Annotated in this window: 19 protein-coding genes; 12 read left to right on the top strand and 7 right to left on the bottom strand. The window is 71.9% G+C overall.

Annotated elements, in window-relative coordinates; genetic code table 11:
* Positions 1–135: 135 nt before the first annotated feature.
* Positions 136–627, bottom strand: a complete 492-nt coding sequence (locus ACIY1X_RS10625; protein WP_399680399.1) for a flavodoxin family protein — start codon at positions 625–627, stop codon at positions 136–138.
* A gap of 154 nt (positions 628–781) precedes the next feature.
* On the opposite strand from ACIY1X_RS10625, the gene ACIY1X_RS10620 reads away from it, so the two are divergent.
* The 3 genes from ACIY1X_RS10620 (at position 782) to ACIY1X_RS10610 (ending at position 4562) form a co-directional block, all read left to right on the top strand.
* Positions 782–1096: a hypothetical protein gene (locus ACIY1X_RS10620; protein WP_399680397.1), complete on the top strand. Its 315-nt coding sequence runs from the start codon at positions 782–784 to the stop codon at positions 1094–1096.
* 14 nt (positions 1097–1110) lie between these two features.
* The gene (locus ACIY1X_RS10615) at positions 1111–1764 is read left to right on the top strand and encodes a hypothetical protein (protein WP_399680395.1); all 654 of its coding nucleotides are present in this window, start codon (positions 1111–1113) and stop codon (positions 1762–1764) included.
* Positions 1765–1892: 128 nt separating this feature from the next.
* Entirely contained in the window at positions 1893–4562 is a 2670-nt protein-coding gene (locus ACIY1X_RS10610) for a hypothetical protein (protein WP_399680394.1), read from the top strand.
* A gap of 30 nt (positions 4563–4592) precedes the next feature.
* Here ACIY1X_RS10610 and ACIY1X_RS10605 read toward each other — a convergent pair whose 3' ends face one another.
* The 3 genes from ACIY1X_RS10605 to ACIY1X_RS10595 all read right to left on the bottom strand — a co-directional run bounded on the left by ACIY1X_RS10605 (position 4593) and on the right by ACIY1X_RS10595 (position 9495).
* Positions 4593–6446: an ABC transporter ATP-binding protein gene (locus ACIY1X_RS10605; protein WP_399680392.1), complete on the bottom strand. Its 1854-nt coding sequence runs from the start codon at positions 6444–6446 to the stop codon at positions 4593–4595.
* A 319-nt stretch (positions 6447–6765) separates the two neighbouring features.
* A complete protein-coding gene (locus ACIY1X_RS10600) occupies positions 6766–8445 on the bottom strand; it encodes a hypothetical protein (protein WP_399680391.1) in 1680 nt (559 codons plus the stop codon).
* Between the two features lie 162 nt (positions 8446–8607).
* Positions 8608–9495, bottom strand: a complete 888-nt coding sequence (locus tag ACIY1X_RS10595; RefSeq protein ID WP_399680389.1) for a LysR family transcriptional regulator — start codon at positions 9493–9495, stop codon at positions 8608–8610.
* A gap of 95 nt (positions 9496–9590) precedes the next feature.
* Between ACIY1X_RS10595 and ACIY1X_RS10590 the strand changes: the two genes are divergently transcribed.
* From ACIY1X_RS10590 to ACIY1X_RS10580, 3 genes are all read left to right on the top strand, one after another.
* Positions 9591–10418 carry a DODA-type extradiol aromatic ring-opening family dioxygenase gene (locus ACIY1X_RS10590; protein ID WP_399680387.1) on the top strand — a complete coding sequence of 276 codons (828 nt, stop codon included), beginning with the start codon at positions 9591–9593 and terminating at the stop codon, positions 10416–10418.
* Between the two features lie 35 nt (positions 10419–10453).
* Entirely contained in the window at positions 10454–11305 is an 852-nt protein-coding gene (locus ACIY1X_RS10585) for an alpha/beta hydrolase (RefSeq protein WP_399680386.1), read from the top strand.
* Between the two features lie 73 nt (positions 11306–11378).
* A complete protein-coding gene (locus tag ACIY1X_RS10580) occupies positions 11379–12284 on the top strand; it encodes an alpha/beta fold hydrolase (protein ID WP_399680384.1) in 906 nt (301 codons plus the stop codon).
* 12 nt (positions 12285–12296) lie between these two features.
* Here the strand turns inward: ACIY1X_RS10580 and ACIY1X_RS10575 are convergent, their stop codons facing one another.
* Genes ACIY1X_RS10575 through ACIY1X_RS10565 form a run of 3 tightly spaced genes read right to left on the bottom strand, consistent with a single transcriptional unit; the run spans position 12297 to position 17419 of the window.
* Positions 12297–13049, bottom strand: a complete 753-nt coding sequence (locus tag ACIY1X_RS10575) for an SIR2 family NAD-dependent protein deacylase (RefSeq protein WP_399680382.1) — start codon at positions 13047–13049, stop codon at positions 12297–12299.
* Positions 13046–16189, bottom strand: a complete 3144-nt coding sequence (locus ACIY1X_RS10570) for an efflux RND transporter permease subunit (protein ID WP_399680401.1) — start codon at positions 16187–16189, stop codon at positions 13046–13048. Before ACIY1X_RS10570 ends, ACIY1X_RS10575 begins: the two co-directional genes overlap by 4 nt.
* Before the next feature lie 18 nt (positions 16190–16207).
* On the bottom strand, positions 16208–17419 hold the full coding sequence (locus tag ACIY1X_RS10565; RefSeq protein ID WP_399680380.1) for an efflux RND transporter periplasmic adaptor subunit: 1212 nt from the start codon (positions 17417–17419) through the stop codon (positions 16208–16210).
* A 183-nt stretch (positions 17420–17602) separates the two neighbouring features.
* Between ACIY1X_RS10565 and imuA the strand changes: the two genes are divergently transcribed.
* From imuA to ACIY1X_RS10535, 6 genes are all read left to right on the top strand, one after another.
* Positions 17603–18424, top strand: coding sequence for a translesion DNA synthesis-associated protein ImuA (gene imuA, locus ACIY1X_RS10560; protein WP_399680378.1), 822 nt, complete (start codon positions 17603–17605; stop codon positions 18422–18424).
* The gene (locus tag ACIY1X_RS10555; RefSeq protein ID WP_399680376.1) at positions 18393–19709 is read left to right on the top strand and encodes a DNA polymerase Y family protein; all 1317 of its coding nucleotides are present in this window, start codon (positions 18393–18395) and stop codon (positions 19707–19709) included. The genes imuA and ACIY1X_RS10555 overlap by 32 nt, the downstream gene beginning before the upstream one ends.
* Complete coding sequence (locus ACIY1X_RS10550) at positions 19702–23061, top strand: error-prone DNA polymerase (RefSeq protein WP_399680374.1); 3360 nt, start codon at positions 19702–19704, stop codon at positions 23059–23061. Before ACIY1X_RS10555 ends, ACIY1X_RS10550 begins: the two co-directional genes overlap by 8 nt.
* Before the next feature lie 124 nt (positions 23062–23185).
* Positions 23186–24118, top strand: a complete 933-nt coding sequence (locus ACIY1X_RS10545; RefSeq protein WP_399680372.1) for a hypothetical protein — start codon at positions 23186–23188, stop codon at positions 24116–24118.
* A 76-nt stretch (positions 24119–24194) separates the two neighbouring features.
* Positions 24195–24776: a hemerythrin domain-containing protein gene (locus ACIY1X_RS10540; protein WP_399680370.1), complete on the top strand. Its 582-nt coding sequence runs from the start codon at positions 24195–24197 to the stop codon at positions 24774–24776.
* 165 nt (positions 24777–24941) lie between these two features.
* Entirely contained in the window at positions 24942–25202 is a 261-nt protein-coding gene (locus ACIY1X_RS10535; RefSeq protein ID WP_038213087.1) for a hypothetical protein, read from the top strand.
* The last annotated feature ends 72 nt before the right edge of the window (positions 25203–25274 follow it).

The following is a 25274-nucleotide window of genomic DNA, read 5'->3' as shown; positions in this document are numbered from 1 at the left end:
AGGCGATGCCGACCTTCTGGCCGGTGGGGAGGGATTGGAGGATGGTGCTCATGGTCGGGAAAGGGTGGCGCGGGCCGCCCGCGGGCGCGCGGAACCCGAAATTGGACCATAGAAATGGGGCGGTGCCCGATCGCTTCAGAACACGCCCAGCGCCAGCCCGGCCGCCAGCGCGCCGCCCAGGTCGGCGCAGCGCGCGCGGTCTTCGGCACCGATCTGCTTGGGCGCGAAGATGCGCTCCGGCGTCTGCGCGTGGGTGCACACGATCAGCCCCGGCGCCACGCTGCGCAGGCGCCAGCCGGTGGCGATGCGCTCCAGCTGGCGCAGCGCGTTCTGGCCATCGCTGCCGGCGCAGATCATGGCGGCGTAGGGACGGCCGTTGAGCCGGCCCAGCACCGGGTAGTAGCAGCGGTCGAAGAAGTCCTTCATCAGGCCGGCCATCGAGGCCAGGTTCTCCGGCGTGCCGAAGAGGTAGCCGTCGGCGGCCAGCAGGTCGTCCGGGCCGGTGTCCACCGCGCGCTGCAGGCGCACCGCCACGCCCTCCTGCGCCCGGGCCGCCTCTGCGGCGGCCTCGGCCATCTGCTGCGTGCCGCCGGTGAGGCTGTGGTAGACGATCAGCAGGGTTTTCATGGGTTCCGCGTACTGTAGTACGCGCACGGTGCGGCCGACCGTGACGTTATCGACCAATTCTGCCGGTGGAGATGCGGTTGCGCTGTCGCCTCTCCGCTATAAGACGTGGCTGCCGGACGAATCCGGAGACGGCCATCAGGGGAGGAACAGCGTCATGAGCACGACACAGGAAAGCGCACTGGAGCAAAGCTGGCAGACGATACAGGCCATGCTCGATGCTGGCGACGACCAGGCAGCTGAGGCGGGGCTGCCTGCGCTGCTGGCAGAACTGCCAGAGCGAGGAGGAGGCAGCGGCGACATTCTTGCGCAAGCCGGTCTCGTGCTGGTCAAACGGTTGGTAGCGCAGGGGCGTTGCGACGAGGCGCGGGGCTGGGCGCGGTGGGTGTCGCAGGCACTGGCTGGCGTTCGGCACATGCACGGTCCCGCTGGCGGCGTGATCGCGCGAGTCGACCGGCAGGAGCGGGCATGAGGACGCCGTGTGGTTTGGCGCGATGGATCGCAGGGCTCGCAATCGCAACGGCGGTGCATGTTCCCGCAATGGGGTCCGGCGCGGGCGCGCTGGGTGATGCCGCCATCGAACGTGCCGGGGCACTTGTCGGCTTCGATCGATGGGTTGGCAAGGTGCGGATCCGTGCGGCCGAACTTGCCGGGAAATCGTTCTCCGATTTCAAGGCCGACCTTATCCAGGAGTTCGATGATCTCGACCTGGGCGATGCGCCGTGGCCGGTTTGGGAGAAGGCGTACGCGGAGTGCTTTCTCAGCGAGTTCGATGCGGTGATGTCCGAACGCAGGCGGGTAGGCCTCGTGCATTGGCTTCGTGGCGAGGCCAACATCCGCGATCTGCTCGAGTTCGCGGACTTGCCGGTAGGGCAGGAGTTCTTCCGGCACGCCGGTGCCATGCAGGCCTCGCCGGATGAGACGGAGGCTTGGCTGAAGAGGCTGGATGAAGACCGCAGGCGCGAGATACGGATGTTTCTGTCATCGCCAGCAGGAAGTGCGTTGCGGGCACCGCCGCCGGAGTTCGCGGGCATGATGCTGGAGGGATTGCCCGAACGGATCATGCAGCAGTGCGTCATGGATGACGAAATCCAGAGGGCGTTGTGGCAACAGGGCAAGTCTCCGGGAACGGGGAAATGATGGTCGTGCATGGCGGCAATGGCGGGTGCGCCACGACATCTGTCTGCGCGCGCCGTGCCCTTGCCGGCAACTGATTGCCGAAGGGGAATTCCGTGCCGCCCCGCGTCAACATGGGAGGAGGAATGGAGATGCAGAGAGAAGACTGGCAGCGGATTCGAGCCATGATTGAGGCCGGCAACGATGCGGCGGCAGAGGAAGGGCTGACGGCATTGCTGGATGAATCGTCGCTGCCTGCCGGCGGCAGTGATATCCGCGCACAAGCAGGCCTCGCGTTGGTGGAATTGCTGGTCGCGCAGGGGCGTTGCGACGAGGCGCAGCAGTGGGCGCTGCGGCTGTCGCGGGCACTGGCCGCTGAGCCCGAACTGCGCGTGGAGGTAGCACGCATCGAGTTCGCGGCCTTCCGTGATTCCGACGAAGGCCGCGACATCGTGCAGCAGGTCGATGCCCTGCGCGCCAGCGAACAATTCCTGGTGCGTTATGGCGGCGATGACGAAACTGTCGAAATGCGCCGGTTGCATGGCCTGGCTGCTTTGGCGCGTGCTGCGTGGTTGCGCGAACTGGAACGCGAGAGCGAGGCGCTGGAGGCCTACATCGCATTGGCCGAGCGGCTGAAGACGACGGATGACAGGGCACTGCGGCAGATTCGCCTGCGCGCACTCTATCTGGCGGCGGCCATCACCGACGATCCGCAGCAGGCGGTCGAGCTGCTCGACACCTATCTGGCCGAGCCGGATGGCGAGCCGGTGAATGCCATCCTGGGGGCGCCGCGCGTCAATCGCCTGGATGCGCACCGCGGCCGTCTGCAAGCGTTGCGCAGCCTTGGCCGGGATAGCGCGGTACTGGCGTCGGATGGGCAAGAGGTTCTCGATGCATGGTTCCAGCAGGCGCGCGACGAGGAACTGGACCTGGCGGCGCTGTGGGCCTGTGACGCGCTGTCGCGGGAAGTCTCCGACCTGCACCGTGCAGCGTCCGATGGGCAGGCTGCCGATGCGGTGATGCATCGGTTGCTGGCGCGCTTCGCATCAGTGGGCCAACCCGAGGTCCGGGCGCGGCTGGCGGTGTTTTTCCTGCGCTGGATCTCGTCGGCTGCGCCCGACGCGAATCGCTATTCCGATTGGGAATGCGCGCAATGGCAGGCATTGCTGTCGCACTACGACAAGGAGGCCGATGCGCGCGTGCTGGAAAGCGTGGCGCCGGCATGGCTGCGCCTGGGTAGTGCGCAGACGCAACTGCGGCGCCCGCATGAGGGCGAAGCCACGCTGGCCGCCTTCATCGGGCGCTTTGAATCGTCCAAAGACCCTGAAATCGCGCGGCATGTGGCGTGTGCGCGCCTGGACCGCGCCATCGCCCTGACCGATCTGGGGCGTGGCGACGATGCCCTTGCGGTGTGCGCGGCGTTACGGCGGGAGCCGGTCGGCGAATGGATGACGACAGCCCACCGCGCCTGCATTGCCGAAGCGGGCTATTGGTACGGACGTGACCTGCGCGAACGCGGACACGCGCAAGAGGCTGCACGCGAGATCGATGCCTTGCTCGAACGCTTCGCCGCCGATGCCAGCCCGAAGGTCCGCCTGCATGCCGCCAATGCGCTGTTCTCCGAATGGCAGGATGCGTTGAGTGAAAACGAGACCGATCCCGGGCGGCAGACACGAGCGTTGGCCGCCATGGCACGCTTCGAGCAAGTGTTCTGCGAGGACCGCGACCTTGCCATCCGTCGTATCGACGCTACGCGCCAGTTGCGGCAGGGCGGCATCCTTGCGCGCAACGGTGACCTGGACGCGGCGGCGCAGGCCTATCGCATGCTCATCGATCGTTTTGCGAATGACGGCGATGGCGACTTGCGTGGAACGGTGGCGGCGGCGCGGGAGAACCTGTCCGTGCTCGCACTCAAGGGTGCAAGCGCCGCCGTTACCGGTATAAAACGTGATCCGACCTATGCGCCGTTGCTGGCGCGATTGGGTGAAGCTGACGAGATCTCGGGAAAGGGCGAGCTGCATGAAGCTGCTTCGATATACCGTGAGGTGGCAGAACAGGCCAGCCAAGCCACCGATCCGCAAGTACGTTTGCTCGGAGTGGTCGCACTTGGGCAGTTGTGTTTCGACTTGCTGTCCGGCAAGCAATGGCAGGCGCTGGCGCAGGCCGCGCAGCAGGTGATCGACCGCACTGCCGATGCCGCACTGAGGCCCGAGACCGAAACGCGGATTCTCCGCCGGCGTTCCCGCGCCTGCGTGCATCTGGGCATTGCCTTGAACCGGCTGGGCGATCGTGCGGCCGCAGTCGCCGCCTACGATTTGCTGGCCGATTTCGTCGGTCGGCAGGGCGACGGCGATGAAGAAGTCGCTGATGCCGTGGCCGGTGGCCTGTACAACCGTGCGGTGCTGATCGACGAGAGCGGCGATCTCCCGTCGGCCATCACGGCCTACGAGCGCGTGGTGGAGTACCAGCGCGACATGTCGCAAACGCCCCAGGTGCGGTTGCGCGAGGTGCGTGCCTTGCGCAACAAGACCCTGGCGTTGACTGCGCTGGGCCGTCACGCGGAGGCTGCCGATGCTTGCCGCCGCGTGCTGGACCTGTGTACGGGGCATGCAGGCGAGGATTTCGCGCAACGCGCCCGGCAGGCGGCGCTGGAACTGGCCGACGCCCAGCGCGCGCAACGCCTGTGGGACGAAGCGGCTCGGACCTACGAGTGGATTCTGTCGGGAAAGGGGCCCGCGTTCCCGCCCGGCGAGATGCGCAACATCCAGCGCTTGCTGAAGGAAGTCTCGGCCGGCGGCAAGCCGTGGTGGCGGCCCTGGTAGCGACCCTGGCCAGCGACACAGGAAAAAGTTCTACGCTGCTGCCTCCCACGCATCGTCCTCGCCCAGGAAGCCCCCGCTCTGGTGCGCCCACAGCCGCGCGTACAGGCCGCCCTGCGCCAGCAGCTCGCGGTGCGTGCCTTCCTCCACCACGCGGCCGGCGTCCAGCACGATCAGGCGGTCCATCGCGGCGATGGTCGAGAGGCGGTGCGCGATGGCGATCACGGTCTTGCCCTGCATCAGCGTGTTCAGGCTCTGCTGGATGGCCGCTTCCACCTCGGAGTCGAGCGCGCTGGTGGCCTCATCCAGCAGCAGGATGGGCGCGTCCTTGAGCATCACCCGCGCGATGGCGATGCGCTGGCGCTGCCCGCCCGAGAGCTTGACGCCGCGCTCGCCAACGTGCGCCGCGAGGCCGCGCCGGCCGTGCAGGTCGGTGAGCTGGTCGATGAAGCCGCTGGCCTCGGCGCGCTCGGCGGCGGCGCGGATCTGCGTCTCCGTCGCGTCGGGCCGGCCGTAGGCGATGTTGTCGGCCAGCGAGCGGTGCAGCAGGCTGGTGTCCTGCGTGACCATGCCGATGTGGGCGCGCAGCGAGTCCTGCGTCGCGTGGGCGATGTCCTGCCCGTCGATCAGCACGCGGCCCGACTCGATGTCGTGGAAGCGCAGCAGCAGGTTCACCAGGGTGGACTTGCCCGCGCCGGAGCGGCCGACCAGCCCGATGCGCTCGCCCGGCCGCACGGTCAGGCTCAGCCGGTCGATGACGGGCGGCTTGCCCTCGCCGTAGCGGAAGGTGACGTCCTCGAAGCGCACTTCCCCCTGCGTGACGGCCAGCGGCTTCGCGTCCGGCGCGTCGACCACCGCACGCGGCCGGCTCAGCGTGTTGATGCCGTCCTGCACCGTGCCCACGCTCTCGAACAGGCTGGTGGTCTCCCACATGATCCAGTGCGACATGCCCTGCAGCCGCAGCGCCATCGCGGTGGCGGCGGCCACGGCGCCGACGCCGACGGCGCCGTGGTCCCACATCCACAGGGCTGCGCCCGCCATGCCGGCCACCAGGCCCATCGCCAGGGCGTGGTTGACGATCTCGAAGGCGCTGACCAGGCGCATCTGCGCGTAGCCGGTGCGGGCGAAGTCCTGCATCGCGGCGCGGGCGAAGGCGGCCTCGCGGTGCGTGTGCGAGAACAGCTTGACGGTGGCGATGTTGGTGTAGGCGTCGGTCACGCGGCCCACCATCACCGAGCGCGCGTCGGCCTGCGCCTTGCCGATGCGGCCCAGGCGCGGCACGAAGTACCACATCGCCAGCAGGTAGAGCGCCAGCCAGCCCAGGAAGGGCCACACCAGCGCGCCCGCGAACACGCCCGCCAGCACCACGATGGTGGCCACGTAGGTCGCCATCGCCACCAGCACGTCGGCCAGCACGAACAGCGTGTCGCGCACCGCCAGCGCGGTCTGCATCACCTTGGTGGTGATGCGGCCGGCGAATTCGTCCTGGTAGAAGGCCATGCTCTGGCCCAGCATCAGGCGGTGGAAGTTCCAGCGCAGGCGCATCGGCAGGTTGATCGCCAGCACCTGGTGCTTGACGATGGTCTGCAGCGCCACCACCACGATGCTGGCGGCCAGCGCCACCGCCAGCCACGCGAGGGGCGTGCCGCGTTCGGCCCACAGGCGCCCGGGCGCCACGCCGGCCAGCCAGTCCACCACCCGGCCCAGCAGGCCGAACAGCAGCGCCTCGAAGGCCGACATGACGGCCGTCAGCAGCGCCATCCAGGCCACGGCGCCGCGCGTGCCCTCGGTGCAGGCCCACAGGAAGGCGAAGAATCCCTTGGGCGGCAGCGCCGGCTCGGCGGGCGGGTAGGGGGAAAGCAGCTTTTCGAAGAAGCGGAACGGCAAGGCGCGGTGTCTCCCGGGCAAAGCGCGTCACTGTAGCGGCGCGGCCGGGATCCTGCCGGAGACGGACATGAGAAAGGGCGCCGTTGGGGCGCCCTTTCACGCTGGCGGATGATCTCCGGCGCGCCGGGTCCTGGGTGGCAGCCTGCTGGCTTTGCGGCGGGCATCCCCTTCGCAATGCACCGAGGCCGCCGAGGCGGCCTCACGGAGGCTGCTGCCTGTTTCACCGACGCCGTGTCCGGAGGGTCTCTCGTCCACGCGCATTGGCAGTGTGCGCCGCTGCGGCGCCGATGTTGTAGGTGAAAGCCCCAAGTTGCTGCCGTCAGCTGCGGGCGCGCGGCACCTCCGGGCCCGGCGGCCCGCCGGCATCGAGCAGCGCGTCCGCGACGTCGTCCGCGAACCGGTAGCGCCTGTCGCCGACCAGCACGATGTCCGCGCCGCCCGGGTCGGGTCGCGCGGGCGGCAGGCCGTGGGCGCACAGGGCCCGGGCGCACCCGACCCAGTCGCCGCCTTCCACCGGCTCGTTGAGCGAGGCCCAGGACAGGCTGCCGCACGCGTTGTCCCCGAACCCGTGCAGCGTCCGCCAATCCGCGCCGTGCTCAAGCAGGAAGCGGGTCAGGCCGGCATCGCCGCGGAACACGGCATGGTTGAGGGCGGTGGCATCGATGTCGCCTCCGCGGATCTCCAGGGGCCAGCCGCAGGCCACCATGGCCCTGACGGCATCGCCGCAGCCCTGTTCCGCCAGTTCGGGAAGCAGGCGCAGCTGGGCGTCGCCGAGCGCATCGATCATGCCCGGGTGGGCCGCCTGGATCGCGCGCGCCGACGCAGCGTCGCCGCGCGCGCAGGCCGCCACGAAGGCCTCGTCCGCGGCCAGGGGCCCGCGGCCGGCGCTCGCATGCCCCAGCAATTCCGCGACGTCGGGCCGTCCGAAGCGAAGCGCCCATGTGCGGGCCGGCACGCCATCCTGCGTGCAGGCGTCCGCCCGGGCTCCTGCCGCGAGCAGGGCCTGGACGTGCGCGAGCGAACGGCGGCGGCGGATGGCCCACAGCAAGGGCGACCCCCAATCGGACGTGGGCGGCCCCAGGGGCGGCTCGTTCGCGTCGCCGCCGTGGGCCAGCAGCAGCTGCAGCAGGTCCACGTCGTCGAGGTCGAGGGCGCGGTACATCGCGTTCGTGCCGGCGATGCGCGCGCCCGCTTCCAGCAGCAGCCGGGTGCACGCCGGCGCTTCGAGCGAGTGATAGAGCGACTCGCCGTCGTCGGGGTCGGCGCCTGCCTCCAGCAGCAACTGCGTCAGTTGCGGGTCGCGGGCCTTGCCGGCGGCGCCGTAGAGCGCCGAGAGCCGTTCGGTCGGCGACGGCGCCTCGAGCGAGGCCGGAGGCCAGCGGCTGCCGATGGACTGGTGGGGCGACGCGCCGGCGCTCAGCAGGAACCGCGCGCAATCGCGCAGGCGCTCGCGCACGCCCGGCCGGGTGGCGAGCCCTGAATGGGTCACGGCCACCAGCGGCGGCAGATGCAGGGGCCCGCCCTCGCGATGGATCCAGCCCGGATCGCGTTCGGTGGCGCGCCGGAGGGCTGCTTCATCGCCGATGGCGCAGGCCAGGTAGGGGTCGTCGCCGGGCAGCGCCGGGTTCTCGGCCAGCATCCGTGCGGCCACGGCGGGGCGGTGCGTGTCGTTGCCGCCGGCAACGTCGCCGGCATAGACCAGGCGCAGCCAGTGGTGCAGCGCCTGGGCCGGGTCGTCGGCCAGCGCCCGGCGCGCGAGCACGAAAAGCTGCAGGTCGGCCCAGGAAGGAAAGCCGTATTCGCGCGCCACGCAGGACTGGGCGTCGTGCAGGCGCAGGGACCGGGCGGCCAGGCCTTCGTCGTCCTGGCCGCGGGCGGCGGGCAGGCAGGCGCGGAACCGCTGCATCGCTGCAGGATCGCCGCGGCGATAGAGGGCAAGCAACTCCTTGGCCTGCTTCTTCAACTGGCCGATGTCGGGCCGTGGGGGAATGCGCTTCATGGACACCTCCGTGCATCAGAGGCCGATGACCCGCAGCGTCGGCTGCACAAAAGGCGTGGATGGGCAGATGGAGGCAAGTGGGTTCAACCCTTCCCGCGGGTCCGGGAGCGTCTTGCACGCGTCCGCGATCATAAGGAATCGGACAGGCGTGGCGGGACGGCGCTACGCCGCCAACCGAGCAGCCAGGAAGTCGATGAAGCTGCGCAGCTTGGGGGCCATGTACCGGCGGCTGGTGTAGACGGCGAACAGCGTGTTGGCCGGCGCCCGCCAGGCCGGCAGCAGCTCGGCCAGGGTGCCGGCGGCCAGGTCCTCGTCGACCAGCCAGCCGGGCAGGTAGGCCATCCCCATGCCGGCGCGCACCGCGTGCAGCGTGAGCGTGGTGTCGTCCGAGCGCAGCGCGGGCGCCAGGCGCAGCGCCGCCTGGCGCCCGCCGGGGCCGCGCAGGCTCAGGCCCTCCAGGTTGACGTAGCTGGGCACGATGGCGGCCAGCCGCGCCAGGTCGGCCGGCGCCTGCGGCGCGCCGGCGCGCCGCAGGTAGCTGGGCGCGGCGACGAGGTGGAAGGGCACCGGGCACAGCGGCCGCGCGATCAGCGCCGGCGAGGGCTCCTGCGTGGCGCGCAGCGCCAGGTCGAAGCCGTCGGCCACCAGGTCGACCCGGCGGTTGGCCAGGTGCATGTCGACCAGCACCTCGGGGCACTGCGTCCGGTAGTCGGCCAGCAGGCGGGCGATGCGCGGCGTGGCGCACCACACCGGCGCGCTCACCTTCAGCAGGCCGCGCGGGGTGGCGTCGGCGCGGCTGCCCAGCGCCGCCTCGGCGGCGTCCAGCAGGTCCAGCGCCTGGCTGCTCTGCTCGTACCAGGTGCGGCCGGCCTCGGTCAGGCTCAGGTGGCGGCTGGAGCGGTTGAGCAGGCGCACGCCCAGGCGGCGCTCCAGCTGCGCCACGTGCTTGCTCGCCATAGGGGCCGACAGGCCCATCGCCTCGGCGGCACGGGCGAAGCTGCCGGCTTCCACCACTTCGCGGAACAGGCGCAGGCTGGTCAGGCGGTCCATGGCGATGCTTTCTCCAGGAGAAATCGACCATTGAATGTAGCGCCATCGATTTCCGCCTGGGCAATCCCTACATTCACACCACGAGGACCCATGCGATGACCACGACGAACCGACTCCCGACCTACTTCATCTCCCACGGCGGCGGCCCCTGGCCCTGGATGAAGGCCGAGATGGGCGACACCTACGCGAAGCTGGAGGCCGCGCTGGCCGACATGCCGCGCCAGATCGGCCGCCGGCCGCGCGCCATCCTGATGGTCTCGGCCCACTGGGAGCGCCCCGCCTTCACCGTGCAGGCGAACCCCCGTCCGCCGATGGTCTACGACTACGGCGGCTTCCCGCTGCACACCTACAGCGTGCGCTACGACGCGCCGGGCGACCCGGCGCTGGCCGAGCGCGTGCACGGCCTGCTGGCGGCGGCCGGGCTGCCGGCGGCGCTCGATGCCGAGCGCGGCTACGACCACGGCATGTTCTCGCCCATGAGGGCCATCTACCCGGACGCCGACGTGCCGGTGGTGCAGCTGTCGCTCAGGCGCGGGCTGGACCCGGCCGAGCACCTCGCGCTGGGCCGCGCCCTGGCGCCGCTGCGCGACGAGGACGTGTTGATCGTCGGCAGCGGCCTGAGCTACCACAACCTGCGCGCCTTCGGGCCGCAGGCCGCCGCGCCGTCGAAGGCCTTCGACGACTGGCTGAACCGCACCGTGGTTGACGCCGATGCCGCCGCGCGCGAGCGGGGCCTGCTGGCCTGGGAAGACGCCCCGGCCGCGCGCATCGCCCACCCGCGCGAGGAGCACCTGCTGCCGCTGATGGTGGCCGTCGGCGCCGCGGGCGACGAGCCGGGCGTGCGCATCTACCACGAGGACGATTTCGTCGGCGGGCTGGCCGTGTCGAGCTACCGCTTCGGCGAGGCGGCCGGCGGGCGCTGAGCCGCGCTGCTGCGGCTTTTCCCGGTCTTCGCGCCATGCGCCGCGCCGCCTTCCGGCTCTGGACGCTGCTGGCCGCCAGCCTGGCGCTGGCCGGCTGCGCGGTGGTGGACCACGAGCAGCGGCGCTGGATCTTCATGCCCGGCGATCGCGACTGGGCGCCCGGCGATGCGGCCGCCGCGGGCATGCAGGACGTCTGGATCGACTATGTCTCGCAGCACCCGGAGCAGGCGGGGCAGGCCGTGCGCCTGCACGGCCTGTGGCTGGCGCAGGCGCAGCCCGGCGCGCCGGTGCTGCTGTTCCTGCATGGGGTGCGCTGGGACGTGCGCGCCAGCGCTCCGCGCATGCGGCAGTGGCACCGGCAGGGTTTCTCGGTGCTGGGCATCGACTACCGCGGCTTCGGCCGCAGCAGTGCGGCGATGCCCTCCGAGACTCTGGTCGCCGAAGACGCGCGGGCCGCCTGGCAGTGGCTGGTGCGCGCGCATCCGCAGTCGCGCCGCTTCGTGTTCGGCCATTCGCTGGGCGCCGCGGTGGCGGTGCGGCTGGCGGCCGAGGTGCAGGACGAGGACGGCCTCATCGTCGAAGGCGCCTTCACCTCCTCGCTGGACGTGCTGCGCAGCACCCGCTGGGGCTGGCTGCCGGTGGCGCCGCTGCTGACGCAGCATTTCGATGCCGCGTCGCGCATCGCCGAGGTGGGCTCGCCGCTGCTGGTGGTGCACGCCGGCGGCGACACCATGATCTCGCCGCAGTTGGGCCGCGCCCTGTACGAGCGGGCCGTTGCGCCCAAGCGCTTCGTGCTCGTCGAGGGCGCGGTGCACGAAAACGCCGACGTCGTCGGCGAACAGGCCTTGCGCGACGCGCTGCGTGCGTTGTTCGGCATCGGTGGGTGAACGGCCTCGCAGCGGCCGCGCATGCCCGCCGTGCCGGGGTCGCAAGGCACCGGCACCGGCCACAATCGCCGCCATGTCCGTGCCCGAATCCGTCTTCTCCGCTGCCGACGAGGCGGCGGCCCGCGCCCTGATCGCGCGCACCGAGGCCCTGGCCACCGTCCACGACGCCGTCCATGCCGGCACCCGCGTGCGCTGGCGCCGCTTCGGCCCGACCGATGCGGCAGGTCCGCCGCTGGTGCTGCTGCACGGCGGCCACGGCAGCTGGATGCACTGGCTGCGCAACGTCCCGGCGCTGAGCGCCGGACGGGCGCTGTGGCTGCCCGACCTGCCGGGCTACCTCGGCTCCGACACGCCGCCCGCGCCCGCGCCCGCCGCCGGTCAGGCGCCGCTGCAGCCGCTGCTGGACGTGCTGCAAGGCACGCTGGACGGCCTCGTCGGCGCCGGGACGCCCATCGCCCTGGGCGGCTTTTCCTTCGGCGGCATCGTGGCCGCGAAGCTCGCCGTGCAGCGCGGGCACATCGCGCGGCTGGCGCTGGCCGGCTCCGGCGGCCATGCGACGCTGCGCCACCTGGCGGTGGAGATGGTCAACTGGCGCGCCGCGCCCGACCGGGACGCCGAGCGCGCGGCGCTGGCGCACAACCTGAAGGCGCTGATGCTGCACGACCCGGCCGCCCTCGACGCGCTGGCCTTCGAGATCCACGACATCGCCTGCCATGCCACGCGCTTCCGCAGCAAGGACGCCTCGCTGGCCGGCGGCCTGCAGCAGGCGCTGGACGCGATGGACGAGCGCGGCGTGCCGCAGCTGCTGCTGTGGGGCGAGCGCGACGTGACGGCCGACGCCCGCGCGCTGGTGGCCGCGCTCACCCGGGGGCATCCGCTGCGCGAGGGCTGCATCGTGGAGGGCGCGGGGCACTGGGTGCAGTTCGAGGCGGCGCAGGCGTTCGACGCGCGGCTGCTGCGCTTTCTCGGGCCCGGCTGAGCGCGCCGCCGCTCAGGCCAGCAGCAGCGGCAGCGCCCGGGCCGCGGTGGCCGCCCAGTACAGGTCGCCGGGCTCGGTGCCGGCCATCGGCTCGGGGTTGATCACCACCACGGGCGTGCCCTGCCGGCGCGCCACCGCGGGCAGGCTGGCGGCCGGCTGCACCAGGCCGGAGGTGCCGACGACCAGCAGCAGGTCGGCCTGCGCCACCACCTCCATCGCCTGCTGCCAGGGGCCCTCGGGCAGCGCCTCGCCGAACCACACCACGCCCGGCCGGACGGCGCCGCCGCAGGCCGGGCAACGCGGCGGCGCCAGGCGCTCCAGCGGCGCGGCGGTGTTCTGGCCGGACAGGGGGGTGTCAAAGGGCCGGCCGCAGCCGGCGCAGCGCGGCGCGAACAGGCTGCCGTGCAGGTGGATGGCGTCCCGCGATCCGGCGCGCTCGTGCAGGTCGTCCACGTTCTGGGTGACGATGTCCAGCGCTTCCAGGCCGGGCCGCGTCGCCAGCCCGGCGAGCGCGCGGTGGCCGGCGTTCGGCTGCGCCTGGGCAACGAGCAGGCGGCGCCACTCGTACCAGGCCCACACGCGTTCGGCGTCGTCCGCGAAGGCCTCCGGCGTCGCCAGCTGCTGCGGGTCGAAGCGCACCCACAGCCCGTTCTGCGCGCCGCGGAAGGTGGGGATGCCGCTCTCGGCCGACATGCCGGCACCGGTGAGCACGGCGATGCGCCGCGCTGCGGCCAGCGCCTCGCGCACGGCCGGCGGGGGCGTCACGCGGCGGCTTCTCCGCCCGGCGCCGCGTGGGCCGGCGTCTTGCGGCGCCCGATGCTGCGCACGACCAGGTAGAACAGCGGCACGTAGAAGATCGCCAGCACGGTGCCCGTGACCATGCCGCCGATCACGCCGGTGCCGATGGCGTGCTGGCTGCCCGAGCCGGCGCCGGTGGCCACGGCCAGCGGCGTCACGCCGGCCACGAAGGCCAGCGAGGTCATCAGGATCGGGCGCAGCCGCAGCTTGGCGCCCTGCAGCACGGCGTCCCACACCGGCAGGCCGCGGCGCTCGCCCTCGGCCGCGAACTCGACGATCAGGATCGCGTTCTTGGCCGCCAGGCCCATGGTGGTGAGCAGGCCCACCTGGAAGAAGATGTCGTTGTCCATGCCGCGCAGGTTGGCCGCCACCAGTGCGCCCACGATGCCCAGCGGCACCACCAGCAGCACCGACACCGGGATGCTCCAGCTCTCGTACAGCGCCGCCAGCGCCAGGAACACCACCAGCAGCGAGACGAGGTACAGCGCCAGCGCCTGGCCGGAGGCGAGCTTCTCCTGGTAGGACAGGCCCGTCCACGCGCCCTGCACGCCGTCCGGCAGCTGCGCGACGTACTGCTCCATGCGCTTGAGCGCATCGCCCGAGCTGAAGCCCGGCGCCGCCTCGCCCTGGATGTTGAAGGAGGGCATGCCGTTGTAGCGGTACAGCGCCGAGGGGCCGTGGACCCAGCGCGATTCGGAGATGGCCGAGAAGGGCGTCATCGCGCCGCTGCCGGTGCGCAGGCTCCACAGGCCGATGTCCTCGGGGTTCATGCGGAAGGGCGCGTCGGCCTGCATGTACACGCTCTTGACGCGGTCGCGGTCGATGAAGTCGCCGAGGTACACGCTGCCCACGGTGGAGGCCAGCAGGGTGTTGATCTGCCCCTGGCCGATGCCCAGCGCGCCGGCCTTGGCGCGGTCGATGTCCACCTGCAGCTGCGGCTGGTCCTCCAGGCCCGAGAAGCGCACCTGGCGCAGGTTCGGGTCCTTGCGGGCCGTGTCCAGCAGCTGGTTGCGCAGTTCGAGGAAGCGATCGCGCGGCAGGCTGCCGATGTTCTGCAGCTGCAGGTCGAAGCCGGCCGAGTTGCCCAGGCCCGAGACGGCCGGCGGCACGATGACGGTGATCAGGCGCGCCTGCGGGTCGCGCGACAGCGCCTCGCGCGCGCGGTCGCGGATGGCGAACACGCTGTTCTCGGAGCCGGGGCGCTCGCTCCAGTCCTTCAGGCGCACGTAGGCCTGGCCCTGGTTCTGCCCCGAGCCGGCGTTGCTGAAGCCCGGCGAGAGGTACACGCCGTCCACGTTGCGCGCTTCCTTCTCGCGGAAGTGCTTGCTGATGCGGTCGGCCACGGCGCGCGTCTGCTCCAGCGTGGAGCCCTCGGGCAGGGTGTAGCTGATGATGATCGAGCCCTGGTCCTCGTCGGGCAGGAAGCCGGTGGGCGTCTTCATGAACATCAGCACCATGCCGGCGCAGATGAACACATAGATCGCCATGAACAGGCCGCGCCGCGGCAGGCGCTTGCGCAGGCTGCCGTCGTAGCGCGCCACCTGGCGGTCGAAGAAGCGGTTGAACCAGCCGAAGAAGCCGGTGGTCTTCTTCTGGTGCGCCGGGTCGTGCTGCTTGAGCAGCGTGGCGCACAGCGCCGGCGTGAGCACCAGCGCCACCAGCACCGACAGCGCCATGGCCGCCACGATGGTGATCGAGAACTGGCGGTAGATGATGCCGGTGGCGCCGCCGAAGAAGGCCATCGGCAGGAACACGGCCGACAGCACCACGCCGATGCCGATCAGCGCGCCGGTGATCTCGCCCATCGACTTGCGCGTGGCCTCGCGCGGCGAGAGGTGCTCCTCGGCCATGAGCCGCTCGACGTTCTCCACCACCACGATGGCGTCGTCCACCAGCAGGCCGATGGCCAGCACCATGCCGAACATGGTCAGCATGTTGATCGAGTAGCCGGCCACCGACAGCACGCCGAAGGTGCCCAGCAGCACCACCGGCACGGCGATGGCGGGGATCAGCGTGGCGCGCCAGTTCTGCAGGAACAGGAACATCACCAGCACCACCAGCACGATGCCCTCGAGCAGCGTCTTGACCACGTCGTGGATGGCCTGCTCGACGAAGGGCGTGGTGTCCAGCGCGTAGAACACCTCCAGCCCGGCGGGGAAGGCGGGGCGCAGCCGCTCGATCGTCGCCTTCACGGCAGCGATGGATTCGAGCGCGTTGGCGTCGGGCGCCAGCCGCACCGCGATGCCCGAGGCGGGGTGGCCGTTGAAGTTGCCGCTGAAGGTGTAGCTGTACGAGCCCAGCTCCACGCGCGCCACGTCCTTGAGCTGCACCTTCGAGCCGTCGGGATTGCTGCGCAGCAGGATGGCCTGGAACTGCTCGGCCGTACGCAGGCGCGACTGCGCGTTGACCACCGCGTTGAGCTCCTGGCCCGGCGGCGCCGGCTGGTCGCCCAGCTGGCCGGCGGCCAGCTGCACGTTCTGCGCCTGCACCGCGGCCTGCACGTCGTCGGGCGTCATGCCGTAGCCGCGCAGCCTGAACGGGTCCAGCCAGATGCGCATGGCGTACTGGCCGCCGATGGCCTGCACCTCGCCCACGCCGTTGACGCGGCTGATCGGGTCCTGCAGGTCGCTGACCAGGAAGTCCGCCACGTCGCCCGGCGTCATGCGGTCGGTCGTGTCGTAGATGGTGGCGAACAGGTCGGTGGCCACGCCGGCCTTGCGCACCGTCACGCCCTGTTCCTGCACGGCCGTGGGCAGCCGCCGCATGGCCTGCTGCACGCGGTTCTGCACCTGCGTCTGCGCGGTGTCGGGGTTGGTGCCGGGCTGGAAGCTCACCAGCATCTGCACGCGGCCCGACGAATCGCTGCGCGCCGTCATGTAGAGGTAGCCGTCCAGGCCGGTGAGCTGCTGCTCGACCACCTGCGTGACGCTGTTCTCCAGCGTCTGCGCGTTGGCGCCGGGGTAGTAGGCGAAGATGCTCACCGAGGGTGGCGCCACCGTAGGGTAGCGCGTCAGCGGCAGCAGGTGGATGGCCAGCGCGCCGGCCAGCATGATCGTGATGGCGATGACCCACGCGAAGATGGGCCGATCGATGAAGTAGCGGGAAATCATCGCGCTGGGGCCGGGTCAGGGCTTGCGTGCGACGTCGGCCGACGCGACGGCGCCGGCGGGCGCGGCCTGGGAGCCGTTGTCCCGCGCGGGGGCGGCGCCCGGCGGCTCGTCCACCGGCTTGACCGTGGCGCCCGGCTGCACGTGCTGGCCGCCCGCCAGCACCACCCGGTCGCCGGCCTTCAGGCCTTCGCTGATCAGCCAGCGGGTGCCCACCGAGCGGGCGATCGCCACCGGCTGCTCCACCATCTTGTTGTCGGCCGTGACCACGCGCACCATCGGGTTGCCGCGCCGGTCGCGCAGCACGGCCGACTGCGGCACCACGATGCCCTGCGGCGTGCTGCCCTCGTCCACCACGGCGCGCACGAACATGCCCGGCAGCAGCAGGCCCTCGGGGTTGGGGAAGCGCGCACGCAGCGTCACCGAGCCGCTGCTCGGGTCCACCGTCACCTCGGTCAGCTGCACGCGGCCCTCGTGCGCATAGCGGCTGCCGTCCTCCAGCATCAGCACCACGCGCTGGGCCGCGTCGCCGCGGTCGAGCCGGCCGGCCGCCAGCGCCTGGCGCAGGCGCAGGACCTCGGTGCTGGACTGCGCGATGTCCACGTAGATCGGATCGAGCTGCGAGATCGTCAAGAGCGGCGTGGCCTGCGCCGCCGACACCAGCGCGCCGGGCGTCACCGCGCTGCGGCTGGTGCGCCCGGCGATGGGGGCCGTCACCTTCGTGTACTGCAGGTTGATGCGGGCGGTGTTCAGCGCCGCCTCCTGCACCTTCACGGCGGCCCTGGCCTGCTCGTAGGCGGCCTGGGCGTTGTCGTTCTCCTGCTGGCTCACCGCCTTCTGCGGCAGCAGTGCCTTGTAGCGCTCGGCCAAGGCGCGGGTGGAGGCGACCGTGGCCTTCGCGTTGGCCAGCGCGCCCTCGGCGCGCTGCACCTCGGCCTGGAAGGGCGTGGGGTCGATCTCGTAGAGCACCTGGCCGGCCTTGACCGTGCTGCCCTCGGTGAAGGGGCGGCTGCGGATGATGCCCCCCACCTGGGGCCGGACCTCGGCCACCATGAAGGCAGCGGTGCGCCCGGGCAGCTCGGCATGCAGCGGCACGGTCTGCGGCTGGACGGCGCGCACCATCACCTCGGGCAGCGCAGGAGGGGCGGACTGGGGCTTGTCCTTGCAGGCGCCCAGCAGGGCGAGGGCGCAGACCGTCACGGCCAGGCCCGGCAGATGGAAGAAGCTCAAGGTGGGTGTTCCTTCGAGGAGGTCGGTTCGCAGGAGCCGGATAGGCGTGCGAAAGTTGCAAGCGTAAAGGGCTTGCGTAAACGGCAGGCAAAGTTTGGTTGCAATTTCGGATCAAATGTCCGGGCGGGACACTCCGGCGTGTTGCCCAAGGCGTCGATAACTGTATATAAATACAGTTCTTCGATGCCCGCACTTCCATCTTCCTCCCCGTTCCCTCAGGCACTCGCCGCCTGCGCCGACCTCTGGCGGGGCGACGAGCTGGGCGCCGCCGACGGCCCGGCCCGGCCCACCGGCCATGCCGCGCTCGACGCGCAACTGCCCGGCGGCGGCTGGCCGGTGGGCGCGCTCACCGAACTGCTGCAACCCGCGCCCGACGCACCCCTGTGGCCGCTGCTGCTGCCGGCCCTGGCCGCGGCGGTGGCCGAGCGGGAGGCGCCGGTGGTGCTGGTCGGCCCGCCGCACGAGCCCTTCGGCCCGGCCCTGGCCGGTGCCGGCCTGCCGGTGCAGGCGCTGCTGTGGGTGCGCGCCGGGACGGCGGCCGAACGGCTCTGGGCCTGCGAGCAGGCGCTGCGCTGCGCCGGCGCCGCCGCCGTCCTGGCGTGGCTGCCCCAGGCGCGGGCGGCCGAACTGCGCCGCCTGCAGCTGGCCGCTGCGCGGCACGCGGCGCTGCTGTTCGTGCTGCGGCCCGAGGCGGACAGGGAGGGCGCCTCGCCGGCGCGGTTGCGGCTGCGCGTGGCGCCGTCGGAGGGCCGACCCGATCAACTGGACGTGCAGGTGCTCAAGCGGCGCGGCCCGCCGATGGCCGCGCCGCTGGCGCTGCCCGCGCGCAGCGCGCACATGGCGGCGCTGCTGGCCGCCGCCAGCCGGCGCCGGCGGATGGCCGTTCCCGATGCCGCATCCGCCGGTGGCGGTGCCACCGTGCTGCGGCTCGATCCGCGCCGGCCGCGCCGCACCGACTTTCAGGAGGCAGGCCATGCACTGGCTGGCGCTGTGGTGGCCGCCTGAGCCGCCGGAGCCGCAGGCGCCGGCCATGCCCGCGCCCGAGGCCCTGGGCTGGTGGGCGCTGCGCTTCACCCCGCACGTCGCCTGGCTGGACGAAGCGCTGCTGCTCGAGGTGGCGGCCTGCGAGCGCCTGTGGGGCGGCCGGCAGGCGCTGATGCGCCAGATGGCCGCCGAGAACCCGGCACCCGTGCCCGTGCGGCGGGTGCAGGGCGCCACCAGCCTGGTCGCGCTGGCGCGGCTGCGCCTGTATGCCGCCGGCCAGCGTCCGCCGCAGCAACTGCCGGCCGCACTGCCGCTGTGGACGCTGACGGCCGCCCGGCCGCACCTGGACGTGCTGGCCCGCATGGGCTGCCACACCTGGGGGCAGGCCGCGGCCCTGCCGCGCGGCGGGCTGGCGCGGCGCTTCGGCCCCGGACTGCGCGAGGCGCTGGACATCGCCTGGGGCCTGCGGCCCGAGCGGCATGCCTGGCTCACCCTGCCCGAGACCTTCAGCCAGCGCATCGAGCTGCCCGCCCTGGCCACCCGCGCGCCGGAACTGCTGTGGGCCGCCCAGCGCCTGCTGGCCGGCCTGCGCCTGTGGCTGCAGGCGCGCCAGCGCGGCGTGCTGGCCTTCGCGCTGGAGTGGACGCTGGACCTCAAGCGCCTGAACGGCGTCGACCTGCCGCGCCAGCAGCAACTGGTGGTGCGCACCGCCGAGCCGACGCAGGACATGGCCCACCTGCGCCGCCTGCTGGCCGAGCGGCTGGCCCTCACGCAGTTGGCCGCGCCCACCGGCTGGCTGCGCCTGCACGTGCTGGAGACGGCGCCCTGGGCCGGCGCGGCGCGCAGTTTCCTGCCCGAGGACAACCGCCCCGGCGAGCCGCTGCACCAGCTGGTGGAAAAGCTCAGCGCCCGCCTGGGCCCGCAGCGGGTGCTGCGCGCCCGCCCGCAGGCCGACCACCGCCCCGAGCGCATGCAGGCCTGGGTGCCGGCCGTGCAGGCGCAGCCGGCGGCTGCGCCTGCGCAGGAGGGCCCCGGCACCGGCCTGCTGCCCGCGTGGCTGCTGCGCGAGCCCGTGGCGCTGGAACTGCGGGAGGGACACCCTCAATTCCATGGCCCGCTGCGCCGGCTCGCGGGGCCGCAGCGGCTGGAAGGCGACGGCTGGTGGGAGGAGGGCGAGCCCGCCCGGCGCGACTACTACGTGGCCGAGAGCCCGGGCGCCGGCCTGGTGTGGGTCTACTGCGAGCGCGCATCGGCTGGCATGCCCGGCCAGGCGCCCCGCTGGTTCCTGCAGGGCCTGTATGCCTGACCTGGGCGACAAGGAAGTGCAGATGCGCCGCCGGCGCGCGCGGCAGGCACTGGCCGCGGCGAACGAGCCCGTGCTCGCCCCGGCGGGCGCCGGCGGCCTGCCCGACTACACCGAACTGCACTGCCTCACCAACTTCAGCTTCCAGCGCAGCGCCTCGCACCCGGGGGAACTGGCGGCGCGCGCCTGGCGGCTGCAATACCGCGGCCTGGCCATCACCGACGAATGCTCGGTGGCCGGCGTGGTGCGGGCGATGTCGGGACTGAAGGAATACATCGAGGCGCTCGACGAGGAGGAGCGCCTCCACCCCGAGCGGCCGAAGACGCCGCGCAACCCCGACTTCCGCCTGCTCTACGGCAGCGAGTTCGTGTTCGAGCGCTTCACCCTGGTGGCGCTGGCCCGCAACCTGACGGGCTGGGGCCACCTGTGCGAACTGATCACGCACGCACGGATGCATGCGGACAAGGGCAGCTACCGGCTGGACTGGGAGCCGCAGCGCCTGGCCGGCCTGCGGGAATGCGAGGTCCTCTTCGTGCCGCGGCGTCGGCCGGGATGCCCGGCCGACGCGGACGCCATCGCCGCCGACCTGGCGCAGGCAGCGGCCCTGTTCCCGGGCCGCTGCTGGCTGGCCGTCGAACTCTTCAGCGAACTGGACGATGCCCTCTGGCTGGCCACGCTGCGCGAAGTGGGCGGACGCGCCGGGGTGCCGCTGGTGGCGGCCGGCGGCGCGTGCATGCACGTGCGCTCGCGCAAGCCGCTGCTGGACGTGCTCACCGCCGTGCGCGAAGGCTGCACCGTGGCCGAGTGCGGCTTTGCGCGGCAGGCCAATGCCGAGCGCCACCTGCGCCCGCGGCTGCGGCTGGCGCAGGTCTATCCGCCCGAGCTGCTGGCGAACACGATGGTGGTGCGCGATCGCTGCGGCTTTTCGCTGGAGGAACTGCGTGCGCACTACCAGTACCCGCTGGAGGTGGTGGGGCAGCACGAGACGCCGACCGAGACCCTGGCGCGCAAGACCTGGGCCGGGGCGCACGAGCGTTATCCGCACGGCATTCCCGACAAGGTGCGCCAGCAGGTACTGAGCGAACTCGCGCTCATCGCCGAGAAGAAATACGAGATGTTCTTCCTCACGGTCGAGGACGTGGTGCGCTTCGCCCGCGACGAAGGAATTCTTTGCCAGGGTCGCGGGTCTTCGGCCAACTCGGCGGTGTGCTACTGCCTGGGCATCACGGCCGTGAACCCCGAAGACAGCACCTTGCTGTTCGAGCGCTTCTTGAGTCGTGCACGCGACGAACCGCCCGATATCGACGTCGACTTCGAACACCAGCATCGCGAAAAGGTCATTCAGTACGTCTACAAGAAATACGGCCGCGAGCGCGCCGCCATCGCCGCCGTGGTCATCAGCTACCGCTCGCGCAGCGCCATCCGCGACGTGGGCAAGGCGCTGGGCATCGACGAGCGGCTGGTCGATGCCTTCGCCAAGGACCACTACTGGTTCGATGACCCGGTGCTCGATCAGCGATTGGAAGAGGCGATGCAGCGTGCCGGCGTGCACGAGGGCCTGCACCGCCTGAAGCTGTGGATCGAGCTGACGCGCGCGCTCAAGGGCTTCCCGCGCCACCTCTCGCAGCACGTGGGCGGCTTCGTGCTGGCCGAGCAGAAGCTCACCCGCCTGGTGCCGGTGGAGAACGCGGCGATGAAGGACCGCTCCGTCATCCAGTGGGACAAGGACGACCTGGAGGACATGGGCATGCTCAAGGTCGACGTGCTGGCGCTGGGCATGCTCAGCGCCATCCGCCGCGGCCTCGACTTCATGAACCGCTGGCGCGGCACGCACACCGAGATGCACCACCTGCCGGTGGACGACGACGCCACCTACGACATGATCTGCGAGGCCGACACCATCGGCGTGTTCCAGATCGAGAGCCGCGCGCAGATGTCGATGCTGCCGCGCCTGCAGCCGCGCTGCTACTACGACCTGGTGATCGAGGTCGCCATCGTGCGGCCCGGCCCGATCCAAGGCGGCATGGTGCACCCGTACCTGAAGAACCGCGAAAAGCTGCGGCGCAAGGAGCCCATCCACACACCCTACCCGGCGCTCGACGCGGCGCTCAAACGCACCCTGGGCATCCCCATCTTCCAGGAACAGGTGATGCAGATCGCCATGATCGCCGCCGGGTTCAGCGCCGACGAGGCCGACCGCCTGCGCCGCGCGATGGCGGCGTGGAAGCGCAAGGGCGGCATCGACAAGTTCCACGACCAATTGGTCGAAGGCATGGTGCATCGCGGCTACGACCGCCAGTTCGCCGAAGACATCTTCCGCCAGTGCGAGGGCTTCGGCGACTACGGCTTCCCCGAGAGCCACGCCGCCAGCTTCGCCAAGCTGGTGACGGTGAGCGCCTGGCTCAAGCGGCACGAGCCCGCTTGCTTCCTGGCGGCCATGCTCGACTCGCAGCCCATGGGCTTCTACACCCCCTCGCAATTGGTGCAGGACGCACGCCGCCACGGCGTGGAGGTGCGGCCGGTGGACGTGATGGTCAGCGGCATCGACAGCACGCTGGAGCCGCGTGCGTCCGATGCGCCGTCGCCGCACCTCGATCCGCGCTACGCCCATTGCCAGGGCGATGCCGGCCAGCCGGCCGTGCGCCTGGGCCTGTCGCGCATCGCCGGCCTGAGCAAGGAGGGCGCGCAGCGGCTGGTCGACGCCCGCGCGCAGGCGCCCTTCACCAGCGTGGAAGACCTCGCCCTGCGCGCCGACCTGGGCACCCGCGACATGGCCGCGCTGGCCGGCGCCGAGGCCCTGCGCGCCCTGGCCGGCCACCGCCGCCAGCAGGTGTGGGAGGCCACGGCGCAGCGCCGGACGTCCGCGCTGCTGCGCGGCGTGCCGGTGCACGAGGCGCCGCTGCAGCTGCCCCTGGCGGCGGAAGGCGAGGAGATCGTGGGCGACTACGCCGCGCTGAGCCTCACGCTGCGCCGCCACCCGCTGGCCCTGCTGCGCCCGCGCCTCGCGCGGCGCCACCTGCTGAGCGCCCGCCAGCTGAGCGAACTGCCCCACGGCACGCTGGTGCGCGCCTGCGGCATCGTCACCGTGCGCCAGCGCCCGCAGACGGCCAGGGGCACCATCTTCGTCACGCTGGAGGACGAGACCGGCCCGGTCAACGTCATCGTGTGGAACCACGTCGTCGAGGCCTGGCGCGAGCCGCTGCTCAAGTCGCAGCTGCTGGCGGTGCGCGGCATCTGGCAGCGCGACGAGGACAGCGGCGGCAAGGTGCAGCACCTGGTGGCCGAGGCCTTCCGCGACTTCACGCCCTGGCTGGGCCGGCTGGCGCAAGGGCAGAGGAGCCGTGATTTCCATTGAAGGCCCCCAGGGCTGGGCTGCGCCCAGCCCGCCCCCCGAAGGGGACAAGAAAAACTTCGGAAGCGGCCCGGCATTTTTCTTGTGAGCCCACGAGGTGGCCCGCCTTGAACTACGCTGACACACCATGACCGCCGCCCTCCTGCATGCCCGCCCCGCCGACGCGGGGGAAACGCCTATCGGCCCGCCGCCGCCCGCGCCGGACGTGCCGCAGCCGCCGCCCCCACCCGTCTCGCCGCCCATCGTGCTGCCGCCGCCCCCGGCGGGCGACCCGCCCCCGGCCGATCCGCCGCAGGTGGAGCCGGGCCATCCGCCGCCCGTGGTCGATCCGCCGTCGCCGGCGCTCACGCGGCTGCACGCGCGGCGGCTGCGCGAGGTCTACCGCTCCGCCGGCTGGCCGTGCTGCGATCCGGTCGAGATCGACCTGCTGGCCGCCGGCCTGCTGGAGCGCGTGCGCACGCCGCAGGGCCACGAGACGCTGCGCGTGAGCGACGCCGGCATCGCGCACATCGCCGGCTCGCTGCAGCGCAACCGCGGCGCGCTCTCGGCGCACGAGGCGCTGGTCGAGCAGGTGGCGCGCGAGATGACGCGCGGCGGCCGCATCGCCTGGCGCGGCCTCACGCTGCGCGCGCGGCTGGCGCCGCTGGAAGAGGGCGGCAAGCCGCGCTGGTGCATCGCCCGGCCCGATGTCTTTTCCATCCGCAACACCAGCGTCGAGGCCTACGCTCAGCCCGTCGTGCACGAGGTCAAGGTCAGCCGCGCCGACCTGCTGGGCGACCTCCGCAAGGCCGACAAGCGCGCCGCCTACCTCGACCTGGGCGGCGAGTGCTGGTACGTGCTGGGCCGCGACGCCCGGGGCCGGCCCATCGCCGAGCCGGAGGAGATCCCCGAGGGCTGCGGCGTGCTGGTGCAGCAGGGCGAGCGGCTGGTGGTGGCGCGCGCCGCCACCTGCCGGCCGGTGGAGCGCATCCCCTTCGCCGTCTGGATGGCGCTGGCCCGCGCGCAGCCGATGGAAGGCTTCGACGACGAGGCGCAGGACGCGCTCGGCCTGGCCGGCTGAACGGCGCGCGCTTTGATCTGCGGCAAGGCCGCGCGCGCAGGCGCGTGGCAGTCTCCAGTCATATCAGGAGACAGCCATGACCCACGCCACCCTGCGCATCCTGCGCGAAGAGCACACCGCGCTGGCCGCCATGCTGCGCACCATCCCGCTGCTGCTGGCCCATCACCGGCGCGAGGGCACGCTGCCCGACTTCGAGGTGCTGCGCGCCATGCTGTTCTACATCGACGAGTTCCCCGAGAAGCGCCATCACCGGCAGGAGTCGGAACTGCTCTTTCCCAAGCTGCGCGCGCGCACGCCGCTGTCGCGCGACCTGCTCGACCACCTCGACGCCGACCACGCGCGCGGCGAGCGCCGCGTGCGCGACCTGGAGCACGACCTGCTGGCCTTCGAGATGCTGGGCGAGCCGCGCCGCGCTGCCTTCGAGGAAGCGGTGCAGCGCTACATCGACTTCTACCTGGCCCACATGGCGCTGGAGGAGCGCGAGATGCTGCCCCTGGCCGAGCGCGTGCTGACGCCGGAGGACTGGGCCGAGCTGGACGAGGCCTTCGGCCACAACCGCGACCCGCTCGCCGGCCATGCGCCCGCGCCGGAAGCGGACTACCAGGCGTTGTTCTCGCGCATCGCGCGGCAGGTGCCGGCGCCGTGGGGGCTGGGCTGAAAGATCGCCCTCGGTCAGCCGCTTCGCGCCTGCCCGACAAGAATGCCCGAAGACTGAAAAAGTTGGCATCTGCACGGAACCGGTCCCGCAGACGGGCAAACGGCTGACACGGCGCGGCGGCCGGAGGGGCAAGGATGGAAGCATTCCCACTCCATGGAGATGGCCATGCTCCTCGATCTTCTTCGCTTCAATCCCAACGCCTACCTCAAGCGCGCCACCGTGCTGCTGCAGGAGGCGCAGATGGCGCGCATCGAGCACCAGGCCGCGGCCGAGCACCACGCCGCCCTGGCGCGCATGTACGAGGACCGGGTGCGCCGCCTGGAGCGCGAGCTGACCCGCTCGACGCGGCTGGAAACGGTGGAAGCGGCCGACCTGCTCACCGAACGGCCCGCGCTGCGCTCCGTGGAAGCGGCCGGCCGGCATTGACCGGCAGGCCGGCAGGTCCTTGTATCTTTAAGCCTCGGACCGGCTCGGGTAGCCCGAGCGGCCTCTGGGATG

Source organism: Xenophilus sp. (assembly GCF_044462705.1).
Classification (GTDB): domain Bacteria; phylum Pseudomonadota; class Gammaproteobacteria; order Burkholderiales; family Burkholderiaceae_C; genus Xenophilus; species Xenophilus azovorans.
Note: the sequence above shows the minus strand (reverse complement) of the source record. Positions and strands in the feature narration are given on the sequence as shown.

What these genes read in the sequence shown, in the direction of transcription:
- ACIY1X_RS10600 (WP_399680391.1), bottom strand. Translation starts at nt 8,445, where the DNA reads ATGAAGCGCATTCCCCCACGGCCCGACATCGGCCAGTTGAAGAAGCAG.
- imuA (WP_399680378.1), top strand. Translation starts at nt 17,603, where the DNA reads ATGCCCGCACTTCCATCTTCCTCCCCGTTCCCTCAGGCACTCGCCGCC.
- ACIY1X_RS10625 (WP_399680399.1), bottom strand. Translation starts at nt 627, where the DNA reads ATGAAAACCCTGCTGATCGTCTACCACAGCCTCACCGGCGGCACGCAG.
- ACIY1X_RS10590 (WP_399680387.1), top strand. Translation starts at nt 9,591, where the DNA reads ATGACCACGACGAACCGACTCCCGACCTACTTCATCTCCCACGGCGGC.
- ACIY1X_RS10545 (WP_399680372.1), top strand. Translation starts at nt 23,186, where the DNA reads ATGACCGCCGCCCTCCTGCATGCCCGCCCCGCCGACGCGGGGGAAACG.
- ACIY1X_RS10535 (WP_038213087.1), top strand. Translation starts at nt 24,942, where the DNA reads ATGCTCCTCGATCTTCTTCGCTTCAATCCCAACGCCTACCTCAAGCGC.
- ACIY1X_RS10555 (WP_399680376.1), top strand. Translation starts at nt 18,393, where the DNA reads ATGCACTGGCTGGCGCTGTGGTGGCCGCCTGAGCCGCCGGAGCCGCAG.
- ACIY1X_RS10610 (WP_399680394.1), top strand. Translation starts at nt 1,893, where the DNA reads ATGCAGAGAGAAGACTGGCAGCGGATTCGAGCCATGATTGAGGCCGGC.
- ACIY1X_RS10585 (WP_399680386.1), top strand. Translation starts at nt 10,454, where the DNA reads ATGCGCCGCGCCGCCTTCCGGCTCTGGACGCTGCTGGCCGCCAGCCTG.
- ACIY1X_RS10540 (WP_399680370.1), top strand. Translation starts at nt 24,195, where the DNA reads ATGACCCACGCCACCCTGCGCATCCTGCGCGAAGAGCACACCGCGCTG.
- ACIY1X_RS10550 (WP_399680374.1), top strand. Translation starts at nt 19,702, where the DNA reads ATGCCTGACCTGGGCGACAAGGAAGTGCAGATGCGCCGCCGGCGCGCG.
- ACIY1X_RS10580 (WP_399680384.1), top strand. Translation starts at nt 11,379, where the DNA reads ATGTCCGTGCCCGAATCCGTCTTCTCCGCTGCCGACGAGGCGGCGGCC.
- ACIY1X_RS10595 (WP_399680389.1), bottom strand. Translation starts at nt 9,495, where the DNA reads ATGGACCGCCTGACCAGCCTGCGCCTGTTCCGCGAAGTGGTGGAAGCC.
- ACIY1X_RS10620 (WP_399680397.1), top strand. Translation starts at nt 782, where the DNA reads ATGAGCACGACACAGGAAAGCGCACTGGAGCAAAGCTGGCAGACGATA.